We start from the raw sequence: 15,464 nt of genomic DNA, 5'->3' as shown, positions 1-15,464 counted from the left end.
CGTGAGCTCGAGCGAGCAGGCCGCCACGGTCGCGATCATCATCGTGACCTACAACAGTGCGACGGACATTCCGTTGCTGCTCAACGATTTACGGTCCGAAGCCCGTGATATCGAGCTGCGGGTCGTGGTGGTCGACAACGAATCGGCCGATGGCACAGCCGAAGTCGTGCGCGGGTATCCCGAGGTCGTATTCGTGCCCTCGGGTGGGAATCTCGGATACGCGGGTGGGATCAATGTCGGGCTCGCGCATATCGGCAGTTGTGCCGCGGTCCTGATCCTGAACCCGGATCTGCGGGTACGGCCCGGTGGCATCGCACGAATGGTGGCCACGCTCGACTCCGACGAGCGGATCGGGGCCGTGGTGCCGTTGATCATGAACACCGAAGGGCACCCGCACATCTCGCTGTCCCGGGAGCCGTCGGTGACCCGAGCCTTCGGCGACGCGCTGCTCGGCAGCCGCGCCTGGCTGGACCGCCCGGCCTGGCTGTCCGAATTCGACTATCGCCCAGCCAGTTACGGGCAAGCCCACGATGTCGACTGGGCGACCGGCGCGTGCCTGCTGGTACGCGGCTCACTGGTCGCGGAACTCGGCGAGTGGAACGAAGAGTTCTTCCTCTACTCCGAGGAAACCGAGTATTTTCGCCGAATCCGCTCGAGCGGCCATGTGGCGCGCTTCGACCCGGCCGCCGTGGTCGAACACCGCCTCGGCGGTTCGGGAACGTCCCCGGCACTGGCGACCCTGTTGGAAGTCAACCGAGTCCGCTACATCGAGAAGCACCACAACCGTTGGTACGCAACACTGTTTCGCGCAATGGTCGCCCTGGCGGCCTTGCTGCGCTCCTACGATGGCGACCATCGCCGGACCCTGTCGGTCGTGCTGGACCGGGAGCTGTGGGAAACTCTGCCTAAGGCAACGAAACCGTCTGTAGCGGAACCACTCTCGGGCCCGCTGTCTCGTGGTGCGGTCATCGTCCCCGCCTACGACGAGGCCGCCGTCATCGAGCGAACCCTGCGCCCCCTCGGCGCCGCCGCCGCAGCAGGCTACTTCGAGCTGATCGTCGTAGCCAACGGCTGCACCGACGACACCGCCGCTCGAGCCCGAACTATCCCTGGCGTCCAGGTCGTCGAGCTCCCGATCGGCTCGAAACCGTTGGCACTCAACACCGGTGACGAGGTCGCCACCCTCTGGCCCCGCCTCTACCTCGACGCCGACATCGGCATCACCGCCCCCACCGTCCTCGCCGTCCTCGACCGCTTGAACGACGGCGACATCCTCGCCGCCCGCCCCACCTTCCGCTACGACTCCGCCGCCGCAACCGCCATAGTGCGCAGCTACTACCGCGCCCGCCGCACAATGTCCGCCCACCACAACGCCCTCTGGTGGGCAGGCGTCTTCGGCCTAACCGCCGAAGCCCACAAACGCTTCGGCACCTTCCCCGACGTAACCGGCGACGACATGTTCGTCGACACCCAGTTCTCCGACGCCGAAAAGACCGTAGTCCCAACCGAACCCACAGTCTGGACAACGCCAACTGACCTCCCGGGTCTCCTCACCGTCCTCACCCGTCACCACCGAGGCAACACCGAACTCCTCGAACGGAATCCGCAGCAGACCCCGAAAACCGGTTCGACGACTGCCATCTCGATTCTGCGCACCATCACCGGCCCCCGCTCCGCCCTCGACGCCGCCGTCTACCTCGCCGTAGCAATCACCGCGAGACGCCGAGCCGCCCACAGCACCACCCGCTGGGAACGAGACACCACCAGCCGCTCCACGCCATAACCCCAGCCAAACCACCGTTTTGGTAATCCGCCCCCACCCATGTACTGTTCTGTTCACCCGACGCGGGGTGGAGCAGCTCGGTAGCTCGCTGGGCTCATAACCCAGAGGTCGCAGGTTCAAATCCTGTCCCCGCTACTACGAAAGGCGGTCCTGGCCAATAGGTTCCAGGACCGCCTTTCAATCTTTGTCGAGGTCGATGTAGCCCGACGGAGCCTCGGATCGGCGCTGATTCTTGATCTCCCGCCTCGACGCGCTGACCGGATCGGTCAGCGCGGCATGCGGCAGTTGCGGATGTTCGGTCGGCCGCAGCTCGCTGGTCCGAACCACCTGAGCAGGCAGACTATTCGAGTGACCTTTCGATTGCTGCCCAGCACCGGGCTTGTCCTCCCGGCGAACGCAGGCGTCCTGCGATTCGGCATGACCGAGCATTCGGCGCAGTGGACGGCGTCGACTCTGGCGGACATCCATGTCGGCGGGTGGATGTGCGGAACACACTGGACCTTCTTCTTCGTCCACCACGGCATTCTGGTCACGGCCTACTCCTGCACCGCGTGCGCCGAGCAGACCTTGGGACACTTGATCATCGAGCGGGAGTACGGCCTGGACCGAGCCGCCGACATTCCGGTCGCCTTCGGCGACTACGACCTCTTCGGCTACCCGATCCACGAACTGGCCGAGGCTCTCAGCCCGCCGGACCGCAAGCTCCTACTGCCCGCGGACGTCAACCTCCAAAGCACGCACTACCTGTCCGCCGTACACCTCGATACCTGCAAAGGGGACCGCGCGGACGCCCGCAGAACTCAGACTCACACCGCCAGTTGACTTCCGACGTGCCACGCTGACCGCTCCCGACAGAGCGGTATGCGGCATTTCCGGATGTGGGCCAGGTTGCGTGATCGTCTCCGTTTGCGCTCAGTGTGGTTGTCGCGGAATGGTTTCACGTTGCATGGAGGTGGCCGTGAGCCTCGTGGTCATGGCAGCCGGAGGATCAGTTTGCCGCCGGCCCGGCCGGACAGGCTCAGTGCCGCAGCCGTGCGCCAGTCCTCCAATGGGAAGGTGCGGGCGACCGGCACCGTGAACTTGCCGTCAGCGGCCAACCTGGCGTAGTCGCCCAGCACCTCGCCCGGGTCGTGGATGGCGTTGTCGCTGAACTGGGTTCGCGCGCCCAGTTCGTGAGCCGCGGCGAAGTCGGTGACGGTCAGCGCGTCTGCTGGTTTGCCGACGGTTCGGATGACCTCGGGCAGGCAGTTGCTCACCGGTGCGGTGTCCAGGGCGAGGTCGACGCGGCCGTCGGACAGCTCCAGGACCCGCTCGGCCATGCCCGCGCCGTAGTCGGTGATCTGGGCGCCCAATGCGCGCAACGCATCGGCGTAGGTCTTGCCCGCGGAGGCGATGACCCGGGCGCCTCGTCGCAACGCCATCTGCACTGCGGCGTATCCGACGGTGGTTCCCGCGCCGTTGACGAATACCGTGATGCCGTCGGCTGATTCGGGAACACCGAGACCGGCCAGGCCGTGATGAGCCGTCTCGACCGCCATCGGCAGCGCGGCGGCGGCAATCGGGTCGAGGGTCGGTGGGCGCGGGAACCAGCGGTCCAGAACTGCGTGGTCGGACGCACCGGCCGTGGCACCCCGAAACGGGGCCGGGCCGAGAATCGGGTCGCCGACCTCGACACCGGTGACGCGGGAGCCGATGGCATCGACGATGCCGGACACCTCGAGTCCGATACCGCGGGGAAGGGTGTCTGCGAACAGGCCGTTGCACAGTGCCCAGTCGGCGGGGTTCAGCCCGCAGGCCTGGACGGCGATGCGGATCTGACCCTGACCCGGCGTGGGAAGGTCGGCTTCGTCGAGCCGTACGACGTCGAGGGGTGACCCGTATTCGTGAAAGCGAAGGGTGCGCATGAAGCCTCCTGACTAGTGACAGCAGATGCTGTCATCACTCACGGTAGCTGACGACAGCATCTGCTGTCACTATGCTGAGGGGATGGCACGATGGGAAGGCAATACGCGCGCTCGCCTGGAGCGCGCGGCACTGGACCTGTTCGCCGAACAGGGTTACGACCGCACGACGGTCGCGCAGATCGCCAAGCGCGCGGGCCTCACCGAACGGTCCTTCTATCGCTGGTTCCCCGACAAGCGCGAGGTGCTCTTCGGCGGCGAGGAGCTCGAGCAGTGCTTCGTCGCCGCCATCGAGGCGGCACCCGAGGGCGCGGATGCGCTGACCATGCTGATGGCCGCGTTCGCCAAGGCACCCGAGGTGATCCGCCCCCGCGAGTTCCTGCGGGAGCGATCCGCGGTCATCGCCGCCAATCCGCCCCTGCTCGAACGCGAACTGATCAAACTCTCCGCCCTCTCGGAAGCCCTGACCGCCGCCCTCGAGCGCCGCGGTATCGAGCCCCGAACCGCACGCCTGGCCACCGACGCGGGCCTGGCCATCCTCCGCCAGACCGGCCGACGGTGGATGTCCGACGAAAATGCCGACCACACCCAACTTCTGGCCGACAGCGCCGCGGACCTACTCGCCATCCTCACCACAAACACACCGAACGCCCCGACTCACAGGAAGGGGCGCCACAGTTGATCGCTGCTCGCGACCAAACGTCTCCCACGCTCGATCAGGGTCGCGTACAGCTGACCTCAGACCGACACCGTCACTTGATCTCCCGCCCGCCGCGCTGGCCGGTTCGGTCAGCACGCCACGCGGCAGTTCCGGATCCTCGGACACTGGCCGACCGCCGCCGATCCCACACCCTCCCCAGCAATACCGAAGTCGTAATCACCAGCACCAGAAGATATCTCGTCGCCGAGTGGCACATCCTGGAGATGTTCGGCTGGTTTGTCCTCCATTTTGTGCCACTCGACATTCGGCAATGCAGGACGTTCCGCCGGCCTCGGGTCGCAACGGCCGCTTGATTTTCGCGAGTGTCACGCTGGCCGCTTGGGTCAGCGCGATCTGCGGCTACCTGGAGCGGATATCGACGCGGCCTTGCTGCTGTCTCAATAGTCATGGGACCACGGGGGTTCGCAACCAGGGCGACCAGTCCCCTTCGGGATCGGTCGTTTGCCCCACCTCGATCAGATAGCCGTCCGGATCGCGTATGTAACAACGAATCTCGTACCGGTGCTGTTTCGGCGGCGTCAGGAATTGGGCGCCCCGGGCGCTCCATTCGGCGTAAACCGCGTGGATGTCCTCGACCCGGAGATTGAGGAAGCTGCTGACTCGGTCAGGATCGGGTGGCGTCTCCAAGACAACCGACGGTTTGTCGTCGGTCGGACCTCCGCCCACGTTGATGATGACAAAAATGTTGGCCAATGCCACGTAGATGGGCCCTCCAGAGAAGACCACTCTGCCGCCGAGTACTTCGGTGTAGAAATGCTGGGAGCGCTCGACATCGTCCGAGACGATGAAGTGAGCCGCCACAATTCCGGGTCCGGTCTGTATTGGTTCGACCAACTCGGCACCTCCACTGGTTGGGCCTCACATCCCGCCTGCCGGGGGACCGAAGCCGCTGCTGCGATCCCAGCGATTCTCGCTTGTTCCGCCCCACCGCCATCGGCCTGACATTGCCTTCCCACGGCGCTCGGGCCCATGTGTGGCACAGCTCTGGCCCAACTGCCACAGTGATCATCCCACGATGTCAGCTCCGACCGGCCGCGATCGGCTGAACCACGATGGCAGCGACCGACCCAGCGGCACCGCTCCAGGGAGGCGTACCGCATTCGGCATACTGATGCGTTCGCCGACAGGCGCTGCGGCCGTCCCGTTCTACCGACTCGAGGCGAATCTGTCAGTGAATCGGTCATTTTGGGCAAACATCTTGTTCCGTCGCACGTCGCGGAGCTGCTGGTGCACCGCTTTTACCGACGCAAGTATGCGGCGGGCGGTTTAGAGTTTGCTGGATAGAGCAGGGTTGCAAGCGGGCTCGGGACCGCTCCGCTGAACGAAACGGTGTGTAGGTGGAGTACTTTCTCTTCGGGCCGATGCGCGTGCGGGCCGGGGGCGCGGAGATTGCGCTGGGCGGGCCGAAGCAGCGGGCGGTACTGGCGATGTTGCTGCTGGCGCGGGGCGGGGTAGTTCGATTCGATCAGCTGTCGGATGGGCTTTGGGGCGAACATCCGCCGGCGAAGGCGCTGGCGTCGCTGCGAGCCTATGTGGCGAATCTGCGGCGCCTGCTCGATCCCGGCGATGCCGCTCGGCCGCAGTTGACCGTGCGTTCGTCGGGCTATCAGCTCGACATCGGCGGCGAGTTCGTCGACATCCACCGGTTCGAGGAACTGGTCGGATCCGGGCGGCGTTCGCTGGACGGTGGTGACGCCCGGACCGCCGACGAGGTGTTGACCCGCGCGGCACGGCTGTGGACCGGGAACCCCCTCGTGGAGTTCGCCGGATGGTCCTTCGCCGATCCGGCGATCGAACGGTTGGCGGGGTTGCGCAGGGCGGCGGTGGAGGCCGGTTTCGATGCGGCACTGAGTGTGGGCCGGTTTGCGGAGGTGATACCCGCGATCGAGGTGGCGATCACGGAATCTCCTGTGCACGAACGGTTGTGGGTACAGCTGATGACCGCGCTGGCCCGATCCGGGCGGCGCGCCGAGGCCCTGCAAGCCTACGATCGGGTCCGCGAGGTCCTGGACCATGAGCTGGGGATCGGGCCCGGCGACGAGTTGCGACGGCTGTTCCGGGAATTGTGCGAAGACGGTGCGGAAGCGGCCGCGGATCCGCCGATCATCCTCGGGCAGGCGCGGCCGTTGCCGCCGCGGCCGAACCTGATCGGCAGAACCGCGGAGCTGACCTGGCTGGCGGAGATGGCGGAGGCGGCCCGGCAAGGCCGCGGTGGCCTGATGGTGCTGACCGGCGAGAGCGGCATCGGCAAGACCACCCTCGCCACGACGATGACCGATCACGCCCGCGGTTTGGGCACCACCGTCGCCTGGGCGACCCACCCCGACGGCGTCCAGAAGCCGTTGCTGTGGGGTTGGATTCAACTGTTGCGCGAATTGGGCGAGCACCTCGGTGCCGCGCCGCGCGCGGCCGTGTGCGGCGCGGCACCGGAACTGATCACCCTGGTGCCCGAATGGCCGGAATGGGCTCGATCGTCGACCGTGCCCCGGCAGTTCGACTCGCAGTTCGCGGTCGTCGACGGAATCGTCCGGGCCGTCCGGGAATTCGCGAGTGCGGGGCCGCTGCTGCTGGTGCTCGATGACGCGCACCGTGCCGACCGCGCGACGTTCGATGTGCTGGGTCTGCTCGCCGACCGTCTGCATCGGCTACCGGTACTGGTCCTGGTGGCCTGGCCGACCGGAGTGCCCGCGGCCGCCGTGCACGAGGAACATCGGCGGCTGACCGAGCGCACCGACATCTCGACGATCGACCTCGGCGGCTTGGACGACGAGGCGGTCGCCGCACTGGTCGCGCACCATTCGGGCGCACGGCCCGGCGCTCCGGTCGTGCGGGCGATCCAGCGCCGCTGCGGCGGAAATCCGTTCTTCGTCCGTGAAGTCGTGCGACTGATGGCAACCCGCGGACCGCTCGACGGGCCCGACCCGGCATGGGACGCGGATGCGGTGCCGCATGCGGTGACCGGGGTCATCCGCCGACGCATGGCGGGACTGGATCCGGAGACCCGGACGGTGCTGAGCACCGCGGCCGTGCTCGGCGCCGAGTTCGACGTGGCGACCGTCGCCGCAGTGCGGGAGCTGTCCACCATGATCGTTCGCGGCTGCCTGGAGATCGCCCGGCAGGCGGGCATGATCGACGAATCCGCCGGGCGGCCGGGCTGGTTCAGGTTCACCCACGGCCTGACCCGCGACTGCGTCACCGCTCAGTTGACCTCGGGCGAGCGGGCCGGGCTGCATGCGGCGATCGCCGTCGCCGGGGCGGATGCCGCCGGGCGTCGCTCCTATGAGGCGGCGATCGCGACCGCCGATCATGCGTGGCGAGCCGGTGAGGTCTTGGAGGTGGCGACGGCGCTGGCGATCACCGATGCCGCGATGGCCGCGGCGGCCGATCGGTCGGCCTACGCCGACATCGAGATCCTGGCACAGCGCGCACTGCAAATATGCAGCCGATTGCCTTGGGAGCCTGCGCGATTCGACCGCGAGACCACGCTGTGGCTGCGACTTGCCACGGTCTGGCAGGTGCTCAAGGGGCTCGGACATGCCGATACCCGGATGGCGATCGATCGGGCGCTGGAACCCGGTGGGCAACCGGGCGGGAACCAGATCCTGGTCATCGCCATGCAGGTCGGGCTGATCACCACACAGGGGCGCTATCGGGAAGCCGCGGTCATCGTGGAGGGTCTCGTCGAACGGTATGCCACGGGCGAGGATCGGACCGCAGGCTGGTTCGGGCATTACACGCGTGCGGTGATCCGCTGCATGCGTGGGGATTTCGAGGCCTCGATGACCGATATCGACCTCGTGCTCGCGATGCCACCGCTCCCCGGAGCGGGTCGGCTCATCCCCCGGGTGGACGTACGGCTGTACTCGACCGCGGCACTGATCTTCGCGCTGCGCGGCGACAAGGATCGGGCGTGGCGGGTGGCGCACGAAGGAATCGCGGTGGGCGTGGACTCCGGTGACCTGTACAGCACCGCCATCGTGCGGCTGACCCTGTTGTGGATCAATGCGATTCACGGTGTCGTCGCGGGAACCGCCCAGCTGGCCGACGAATTCGCCACCGAGATGTCGGAGCTGACCTTGGCGCAGATGGCGGCCGCCGCGCGGCTCATCGGCGCCTGGGCGCGGGCGCTCGGGCCGGATCGCCTCGACACCGCCGACGACGCGCACGCCGCCTACGAGGTCTGCACCGAGGACGGCACCCGGATCATGGCGCCGCTGTATCTGTTGCTGCTCGCCGACATCGAGGTCGCGCGCGGGAATCGGAATGCCGCGCGCGAACTGCTGCACCGCGCGGAACTGCAGATCGACGCGTCCGGTGAACACGTCTGGGATCCGCTGGTGTCGGAACGCTTGCGCAGTCTCGGGGAGCGGTCGGCGGCACCGCAGCACATCGACGGCCGCCGCGACCGTGGGGCGTGAACGTCGCGTTCAGTCCGCGTTGACGACGACCAGCCTCCGGCGGACTCGTTCGGGCATCGTGGAGAATCCCTTGTAGTAGATCCGGGCGATCAGCGACCATTCCAGCGACGAGTGCACCGCGGCCGCCGAAGGGGCGGCATCCGCTGGAACGGGCACCTCGAACGGTATGCGCACCGGAGTACGCTCGGCCATGGGAATGCGCTGACCGAGTTTGACGATCGGCGCAGTCTGCGACTCACCCCCTCCCGGATTTCGCTCGAGCGGATGCGACAGCCGCTTGCGCTCCAGATACACCGCGATGTCGGCGTCGGGCCGATCGGCGGTCGGAATGACCGTCAGCAGTCCCGTCACCGGCTCGCCCGCCCGCACGACCGCGGAATCGACCGCGATCTCGATCTCGGAGGCGTCGCCGAGCATCCGTTCGACAGCGGGTGGCGGGGCCGGTTGGCCCGCCTTACCGACCGCGACCTGAAAGACGCAGCGCGCATCCATATTTCGCCGAGACCGGATCAGGTGAGCGTGACACTCCCAGCGGGCCAAGGCCGGCGAAGACGCGGGCGACCAGGAAGGAATGCGGATCTCCTGATCGACGGCCCGGAATAGACCTTCCGGCACCGCAATCGGCACGCTGAGCGCCGAAACCCAGTCCGAGGTGTCGCGTTCTCCGCCGTAGTTGGTGCCCACCTCGCCCATCAGCGACAACGTATCCGAGACCGCCCCGGCCGCCGAGTCCGCGCGACCGGCCCACCGATAGGAGTAGAAGTTGGTGTAGCCCAACTCTATTCGCGCCTCGTCCACTCGGTCGATCGGCCCATCCGCGACGACCCGGACGGTGATCGTGTCGCCGGGACGGACGATGCCCGGGCTCACCTCGCAGCGGATCGGATTTCGACGCCAGAGCATGGATTCACTTCCGTTGGCTGGCCGCGTACGCCGCGGGATCGGACTTCTTCATGTGGTTTCGCACCGGCCACAACAGCAGCCAGAACGTCCCGTACAACGCTCCGAACGTGAGACCGGAAGCGATCACCACGAACACCCATGCGGGATAGATCAGGATCAAGCAGAACTGGAGGAACTGCTTGATGACGATCGGATACTCCTCGGCCTGCGACAGCAGAAACCGAGGACTCGCCGCCGCCCGGAACTGTCCGAACAGCGAAGTCTTCGCCTCTGCGTCCTGTTGGGCCGCACTGACATCGCGACCCCGCTCTTGCCGGGTTCGGCCGCGCGGCGGCGGCGGTGGCTCGGTCGACACGATCGCTCCCATCAGTTGTCGCGGAGCGGACGGCCCTGCGTGTCGGGCACTTTGCCGGTCAGCATCATGACCCCGTCGATCAGGGGCCAGAGTCCACCGAGCCCGCAGGTGAGCCAGGTGACCGCGATCTGGGCGACGCCGATCCGGGTGTAGCCCAGATAGAACCGGCCGACACCGAAACTGCCCAGCAGAATTCCGAGCAGGCCCGCGACGAGTTTCGTCTTGTCCGAATACGGTTGCCCCTGCGGGTCACGTCCGTAGGGCGCCGCCGGATCGACGCCGTGCGGGGGAACCGTTGCGGGCGAGCCATACTGGGGCGCTCCATACTGCGGAGGCAAGGGCTGCTGTCCGCCCGGCTGGATCATGCCCGGATCAGCCTGGGGTTCATAGGGATTGGTCATTTCAAGTCTCCTGAGGTCAGTTCTTCGGGTTGTCGTCGACTTTGATGTCGAACTTCGTGTGGTCACCCTCGACGCTGGTGACCGTCACGTGTACGTCGTAGCTGCTGCCCTGGTCGGTGAGCGTGCACGTCAGCGTGGCGTCCTTGCGGGCGGGCAGGTTGGCCGGGCAATCGACCTTCTCGGGCTTGCGGCCGACCTGATCGGCCAGCTTGCCGCTGATCTCGTTCGCGACATCCTTCTTGTCGACGGCGCGGTCCGTGGAGCAACCCGCCAAGGCGAGCGCCATGAGGGCGAGCGCAGCGGTCATGGTGCGAGACATCGGGTTTCGCCTCTCGTTGCTCACGCCGTGATGGCGATCTGCTTGTCGATGTCCTCGATCGCGGCCTGCAGCACGTCGGCCTGCTGTTGCGAACCGGTGGCGTTGAGTTGCAGCACGAACAGTCCACTGCGGCCGGCGATGACGACGGTCTCCTGCGCGGACACCACCTCGACACCGTTGAGGTTGTAGGTTCCCGCGATGCGGTAGGCCGGGAACCCGGAGACGACAGCCGTCACGCCGCCGTTGCCGACCTGGCCGTATCCCGGCAGGTTCTTCACCTCGCCACCGGCGTAGTCGATGAGCTTCTGCGGGTCGGCTTTTCCGTCGAGCCGCGACAACAACGCGATGATGTTCGGGGTGTACGCGGCGGCATCCTCGGGCCCGGTGTAAACGATGGCGCCGAGCGCGTAGTCGGGAGTGTCGTCGCCCGCGCTGACCCATCCGGTGGGATAGGGAAGCACCACCTGCGGGACACCCGCATCGCCATTGTGTACGGCGGTTTCGACGATGTTCTGATCGGTGATGTAATCGGCGATCGTTTTATTCGGGCCCGCAGTCGCTTTCGCCGTTGTCTGCGGCGCCAACTTGCTCTTGGAGGTCACCGCCGTCGTGGTGGTCGTCGACTTCACGGAAGTCGTCGAGGCGGGCGTCGCGGTGTCCTTGCTGCTGGAACACCCCGTCAATGTCACGGCGATCGCCAATGCCGCGACTGCGGTCGTCATGGCGGCACGCTGCTGATTCCTCATGGTTCTGTTCCCTCAATACGTTCGGAGTGTTCGAGCGAGAAAACGCTAAGCGGGGACGATTGGAAATCCGTTGGAGCGAAATTGGAAATGGATCCAATCCGACTCCAAAGAGATTTCGTTAGATTCCCGCCGTATTTTCCGGTTCCGATCGAAGGATGAGTCATGGCCCGGTCGCCAATTTCAGGAATCCTGGCCATGAGTGTGGCCACTGCACTCGCGCTGGCGGCCACGGCCTGCGGCTCCGGTTCGCAGTCCACCACCACAACGACGCCGGCAGCGCCGACCGCCACGATCCATGGCGACGCCGCGGACCCGGTGAACAAGATTGCCGCACAGGCGGTTGCGGATCTGCAGCGGTACTGGGCCGACCAGTTCCCGAAGGTGTACGGCGGCGACTACAAGCCGGTAACCGGCGGATTCTATGCCGTGCGGCCATCGACCGGGCCGCTGCCGCCGTGTGCGGCCGCAGCGGACGATATCGCCGGAAACGCCTTCTACTGCCCTAAGGCGGACGTGGTGGCGTGGGATGCCGAAGGACTGCTGCCGAGTCTGCGAAAGAACTACGGCGACTTCGTGATTCCGGTAGTACTGGCCCACGAATGGGGACATGCGATCCAGGCGCGGGCGAAGTTCTCCGGTATCACCGTGACCAAGGAGATCCAGGCCGACTGCTTCGCCGGTGCCTGGGTCGCCGACGTCGCCGCGGGCCACAGCTCGTTCACGGTGAGCGCCGGGGACATCGACCGAGCACTCGCCGGATTTCTTTCCCTGCGCGACGAACCCGGAACCGATAAGACCGATGCCTCCGCGCACGGCAGCGGGTTCGACCGGGTCAACTCGTTCCAAACCGGGTTCGACGGCGGGCCCGCCGCCTGCAAGGCCTACAAGGACGGCGACCCGGCGGTGATCGAGCTGCCGTTCCGGTCGGCCCAGGACGCGGCCAACGGCGGCAACGCACCGTACGAGCAGGTGCTGTCGCTGGCCCCCGCCGATCTCGAGGACTACTGGCACGCGCTGTATCCCGAATTGACCGGTAAACCCTGGCACTCGCTCCGCCAGGTCCAGGGCTTCGATCCACGCAATCCACCGGCGTGCGGCGGCTCGCCGACCAAGGGTTACAGCCTGTTCTATTGCGTCCCTGACGATTACATCGGCTACGACGGCGTCGACGCCATGCCGCAGTTCTACACCGACGGCGGAGATTTCGCGGTTGCGACCCTGCTGGCCACTCAATACGGGTTCGCCGCCGAAAGCCGAGCGGGAGACAACACCGACGACAAGACCGCGTCACTGCGCGCGGACTGCTTCGCCGGCGGCTGGAGCGCCAGCGTCCTCTTGGAAAACCGCCCGACCAGCACAATCCGAATGTCTCCCGGCGACCTGGACAAGGCACTGACCGCGCTGCTGGTATTCCACGGCGACGGCGATGCCGACCGCCAGGGCACGGGCTACCAGCGAGTCGAGGCCTTCCGCACCGGCCTACTCAACGGCGCAAACGCCTGCACCACTCCAGATCTCGCAACGAAGTAACGCCGCTGGCCGCTTCCGCCGGCGCGGGACGCGATCAGCAGCGGCTTTCGCGCGCCGACTGACACCCGTGGCAATTCCTCGGTGTCAGCCCCAATCACGTTCAGCAATGGCTAGGGTCCTGCATCGTGAAGATGGCTCCGCTACTGCCGCTGCTTGCCATGCTCGTCGTAGTGTCGGGATGCTCGGCAGCGGGCGACCAACCAGCAGTGTTGTCCGCATGGACCGTCCCGGTCAGCGCTACCGCGCCAACTCACCCGGCCACCGTGGCGAGCGAGCCCGGCCATCGGATCTTCCGCGCCGAGGACAACCCGACTGCCGCGAACAACTTCGTCGCCGCGTTGAAACGCCTTGGCGATCCGCATGTTCTCCAAGACGAAGCCACCGCCATCCATATCGGTGGGCAGATCTGCACGGACCTCGATGAGGGGAACTCCGCCGATCAGGTTGTTGCCCAATGGGAGCCGCCCTTGACCACCGAGTGGGCCGCGAAGTACGTCTTCCTGGCTGTAGGCAATCTCTGTCAGGACAACGCCCCCAAACTGCCTTCCTTCTAACGGTCGTCAGCACACTTATCGGCAGCATCCTCGACCTCTACGATCACCCGCCCGCGGTCTTCTCTCTCCCGCCGTCGCTGGATCAGTCGCGGTAGGATTCGATGATCTCGACCACCTTGCCGTCGGCAATGCGGAGTCCTGCGATCGGATTCGACACACCCCAGCGGTCGGCCTGGGCCTTCATCGCGATTACCGTGCAGTCCGCAGCCGCGACCTGGAGACCGCACATCGTGGAGTAGGGCCGTGCGGTGACGGTGACGTTCTTCGCCAGTGGTGCGGTCTGGATGCGGCCGCACGGCACCACCTTTGCCGCGGTGGGTGAACGGGTCAGGCTGTAGCTCAGGACACCGGTGTCCGAGAGCCCGAACAGCGCCACCGTCGGTTTTCCCGGATCGGCAGACCGTTCGCACATCGAATCCGGTGTGTCCGTTCCGGTCGGCGGCTTCGCCCACCAATCATGGGAAACCCCACAGCCTTCGGCTCCCAACAGAGCGAGGACCACTAGAGCTGCGGCCCACAACGCGCCCCGGGCTGAAGCAGTGATGACGACCTCCCCGTGGTTCGCGGCCTCGTTCGGCCGCTCCGGCAGGGTAGACCGCCGATGATCGAAGCCGCGTGCCGCCAATTCCATGGGCAAATGAGTTATCCACGGCCGCTGACCTATCCCCGCAATCTCGGCATCGACAGCCCCGACCAACCATCCATACGCGGCGCGACTGCAAGAGGCGCGATGATCCCGGTGGCGAGAACCGGTCACAACCGCGAACCAGGCTGCGCGGCGCGGCGGAAGATCAACGGGCAGCGCTGGTCGAAGCCAGGCGAATGACCGCTCTACTGCGAGGTGGTGAGAGCTCGAGCCAGCCGGTCGGCGGCCTGGATCAGCCGGTCCGGATCGCGGTTTTGTCGACCCCACAGGGCTTCTCTGACTGCTCCGACCTGGGTCCACCGGCGTACTCTGTCGGGGTCGAGGTTGGCGGCGGCGCAGTAGATGTCGAGGTATCGCGTTACCTCTGTCGCAAAATTCGGCGACGTGTACAGCTGCTCGTGCCGGGGGCTGAAGATGACATAGAGCGCGTCGTGTGCTGGATCTCCCACCTTGACCTTGGGGTCGATCGCCAGCCAGGACTCGCGATCGGAAGCCAGAATATTGGCGTCGTGCAGGTCTGCGTGCACCAGCATTTCGGGTTGGTCCGGGCCGAGTTCACGCAATGTGGCCCTCGCGGCGTCGAGCACTCTCTTTGGCAGAGGATTACCGAATTCGCCTGCCGTGGTGAAGATTTCATGCTCCCAGCGCTCGATCTGCTCGGACAGTCGCGGCAGTCCGGCCGGGGCGGGTACGGCCAGCCTGCGTGTGAGCTCCCCCTGAATGGTGAGGGCTTCCTCGGGATCTGTCACCGAGGCCAACGTCCGTTGCGATGCTTGCTCCAACAACATCGCGAAGCGGTCGTCATCACGCGCGAACAACCGAACCGCGCCTCGCCCGTCCCATGCCGCGTACGCATCCGCGCCATGGACGTTGTCCGCGTGAGGGAATGACACCTTGATCACCGCGGGCGGGAGGTCGTGGCGGTGCACCGGCACCACGACTCCGACCTGACCGTGCATCACCGGTCCCGTCGGAGTGCATGACCATCGTCCCAGAAGCTCCTCCAGCAACCCGGGCAAGGTCGCAACCCAGGCGCGCCCGCGCTCACCCTCGTTGGCGAACTTGATCTGCGCAAAAGCATCTGGGATCTCGATCACCACCCTATGAGACACCCGAACGCACCATAATGCCTGTGGTTTCAATAGGTCAGCGCAACAATGGTTTTGTTCAGGCGAAACAGGTGATGC

The 15,464-nt window shown here is 66.2% G+C and carries 16 protein-coding genes, 1 tRNA gene and 1 pseudogene; 8 read left to right on the top strand and 10 right to left on the bottom strand.

The annotated features are described in order from the left end of the window. The first annotated feature begins 1 nt into the window (after position 1). Both ACYVN4_RS44115 and ACYVN4_RS44110 read left to right on the top strand, forming a co-directional pair. Positions 2-1,783: a glycosyltransferase gene (locus tag ACYVN4_RS44115; RefSeq protein ID WP_460730101.1), complete on the top strand. Its 1,782-nt coding sequence runs from the start codon at positions 2-4 to the stop codon at positions 1,781-1,783. A gap of 61 nt (positions 1,784-1,844) precedes the next feature. Next, positions 1,845-1,918 (top strand) — tRNA-Met (locus tag ACYVN4_RS44110). Between the two features lie 42 nt (positions 1,919-1,960). On the opposite strand, the gene ACYVN4_RS44105 is transcribed toward ACYVN4_RS44110, so the two are convergent. Then, positions 1,961-2,110, bottom strand: coding sequence for a hypothetical protein (locus ACYVN4_RS44105; RefSeq protein WP_460730099.1), 150 nt, complete (start codon positions 2,108-2,110; stop codon positions 1,961-1,963). Between the two features lie 21 nt (positions 2,111-2,131). Here ACYVN4_RS44105 and ACYVN4_RS44100 point away from each other — a divergent pair, with 21 nt between their 5' ends. Then, a complete protein-coding gene (locus ACYVN4_RS44100) occupies positions 2,132-2,605 on the top strand; it encodes a hypothetical protein (RefSeq protein ID WP_460730097.1) in 474 nt (157 codons plus the stop codon). Between the two features lie 149 nt (positions 2,606-2,754). Here the strand turns inward: ACYVN4_RS44100 and ACYVN4_RS44095 are convergent, their stop codons facing one another. Further along, entirely contained in the window at positions 2,755-3,687 is a 933-nt protein-coding gene (locus ACYVN4_RS44095) for an NADP-dependent oxidoreductase (RefSeq protein WP_460730096.1), read from the bottom strand. Between the two features lie 82 nt (positions 3,688-3,769). On the opposite strand from ACYVN4_RS44095, the gene ACYVN4_RS44090 reads away from it, so the two are divergent. Beyond that, positions 3,770-4,366 carry a TetR/AcrR family transcriptional regulator gene (locus ACYVN4_RS44090; RefSeq protein ID WP_460730094.1) on the top strand — a complete coding sequence of 199 codons (597 nt, stop codon included), beginning with the start codon at positions 3,770-3,772 and terminating at the stop codon, positions 4,364-4,366. A 423-nt stretch (positions 4,367-4,789) separates the two neighbouring features. Here the strand turns inward: ACYVN4_RS44090 and ACYVN4_RS44085 are convergent, their stop codons facing one another. After that, entirely contained in the window at positions 4,790-5,239 is a 450-nt protein-coding gene (locus ACYVN4_RS44085) for a VOC family protein (RefSeq protein WP_460730092.1), read from the bottom strand. A 503-nt stretch (positions 5,240-5,742) separates the two neighbouring features. On the opposite strand from ACYVN4_RS44085, the gene ACYVN4_RS44080 reads away from it, so the two are divergent. After that, entirely contained in the window at positions 5,743-8,823 is a 3,081-nt protein-coding gene (locus tag ACYVN4_RS44080) for a BTAD domain-containing putative transcriptional regulator (RefSeq protein WP_460730090.1), read from the top strand. Positions 8,824-8,832: 9 nt separating this feature from the next. Here the strand turns inward: ACYVN4_RS44080 and ACYVN4_RS44075 are convergent, their stop codons facing one another. The 5 genes and pseudogenes from ACYVN4_RS44075 to ACYVN4_RS44055 all read right to left on the bottom strand — a co-directional run bounded on the left by ACYVN4_RS44075 (position 8,833) and on the right by ACYVN4_RS44055 (position 11,523). Further along, on the bottom strand, positions 8,833-9,726 hold the full coding sequence (locus ACYVN4_RS44075; RefSeq protein WP_460730088.1) for a hypothetical protein: 894 nt from the start codon (positions 9,724-9,726) through the stop codon (positions 8,833-8,835). Between the two features lie 4 nt (positions 9,727-9,730). After that, complete coding sequence (locus ACYVN4_RS44070) at positions 9,731-10,081, bottom strand: hypothetical protein (RefSeq protein WP_460730086.1); 351 nt, start codon at positions 10,079-10,081, stop codon at positions 9,731-9,733. Positions 10,082-10,092: 11 nt separating this feature from the next. Further along, positions 10,093-10,470 (bottom strand): annotated as a pseudogene (locus ACYVN4_RS44065) (TM2 domain-containing protein); the annotation flags it as partial. A gap of 28 nt (positions 10,471-10,498) precedes the next feature. Continuing rightward, complete coding sequence (locus ACYVN4_RS44060; RefSeq protein WP_460730084.1) at positions 10,499-10,801, bottom strand: DUF4333 domain-containing protein; 303 nt, start codon at positions 10,799-10,801, stop codon at positions 10,499-10,501. Between the two features lie 20 nt (positions 10,802-10,821). After that, the gene (locus tag ACYVN4_RS44055; RefSeq protein WP_460730082.1) at positions 10,822-11,523 is read right to left on the bottom strand and encodes an LpqN/LpqT family lipoprotein; all 702 of its coding nucleotides are present in this window, start codon (positions 11,521-11,523) and stop codon (positions 10,822-10,824) included. Between the two features lie 219 nt (positions 11,524-11,742). Between ACYVN4_RS44055 and ACYVN4_RS44050 the strand changes: the two genes are divergently transcribed. Both ACYVN4_RS44050 and ACYVN4_RS44045 read left to right on the top strand, forming a co-directional pair. Then, complete coding sequence (locus ACYVN4_RS44050; RefSeq protein WP_460730080.1) at positions 11,743-13,077, top strand: neutral zinc metallopeptidase; 1,335 nt, start codon at positions 11,743-11,745, stop codon at positions 13,075-13,077. A 131-nt stretch (positions 13,078-13,208) separates the two neighbouring features. Next, positions 13,209-13,631: a DUF732 domain-containing protein gene (locus ACYVN4_RS44045; protein WP_460730250.1), complete on the top strand. Its 423-nt coding sequence runs from the start codon at positions 13,209-13,211 to the stop codon at positions 13,629-13,631. Between the two features lie 82 nt (positions 13,632-13,713). On the opposite strand, the gene ACYVN4_RS44040 is transcribed toward ACYVN4_RS44045, so the two are convergent. Then, positions 13,714-14,043, bottom strand: a complete 330-nt coding sequence (locus ACYVN4_RS44040; protein WP_460730078.1) for a hypothetical protein — start codon at positions 14,041-14,043, stop codon at positions 13,714-13,716. 189 nt (positions 14,044-14,232) lie between these two features. Between ACYVN4_RS44040 and ACYVN4_RS44035 the strand changes: the two genes are divergently transcribed. After that, entirely contained in the window at positions 14,233-14,457 is a 225-nt protein-coding gene (locus ACYVN4_RS44035) for a hypothetical protein (RefSeq protein ID WP_460730076.1), read from the top strand. Positions 14,458-14,462: 5 nt separating this feature from the next. Here ACYVN4_RS44035 and ACYVN4_RS44030 read toward each other — a convergent pair whose 3' ends face one another. Next, positions 14,463-15,377: an aminoglycoside phosphotransferase family protein gene (locus ACYVN4_RS44030; RefSeq protein ID WP_460730074.1), complete on the bottom strand. Its 915-nt coding sequence runs from the start codon at positions 15,375-15,377 to the stop codon at positions 14,463-14,465. Between the last annotated feature and the right edge of the window lie 87 nt (positions 15,378-15,464).

This window comes from Nocardia heshunensis (assembly GCF_054782115.1).
The sequence above is the reverse complement of the archived record's forward strand: the minus strand, read 5'-3'. Positions and strand labels throughout refer to the sequence as shown.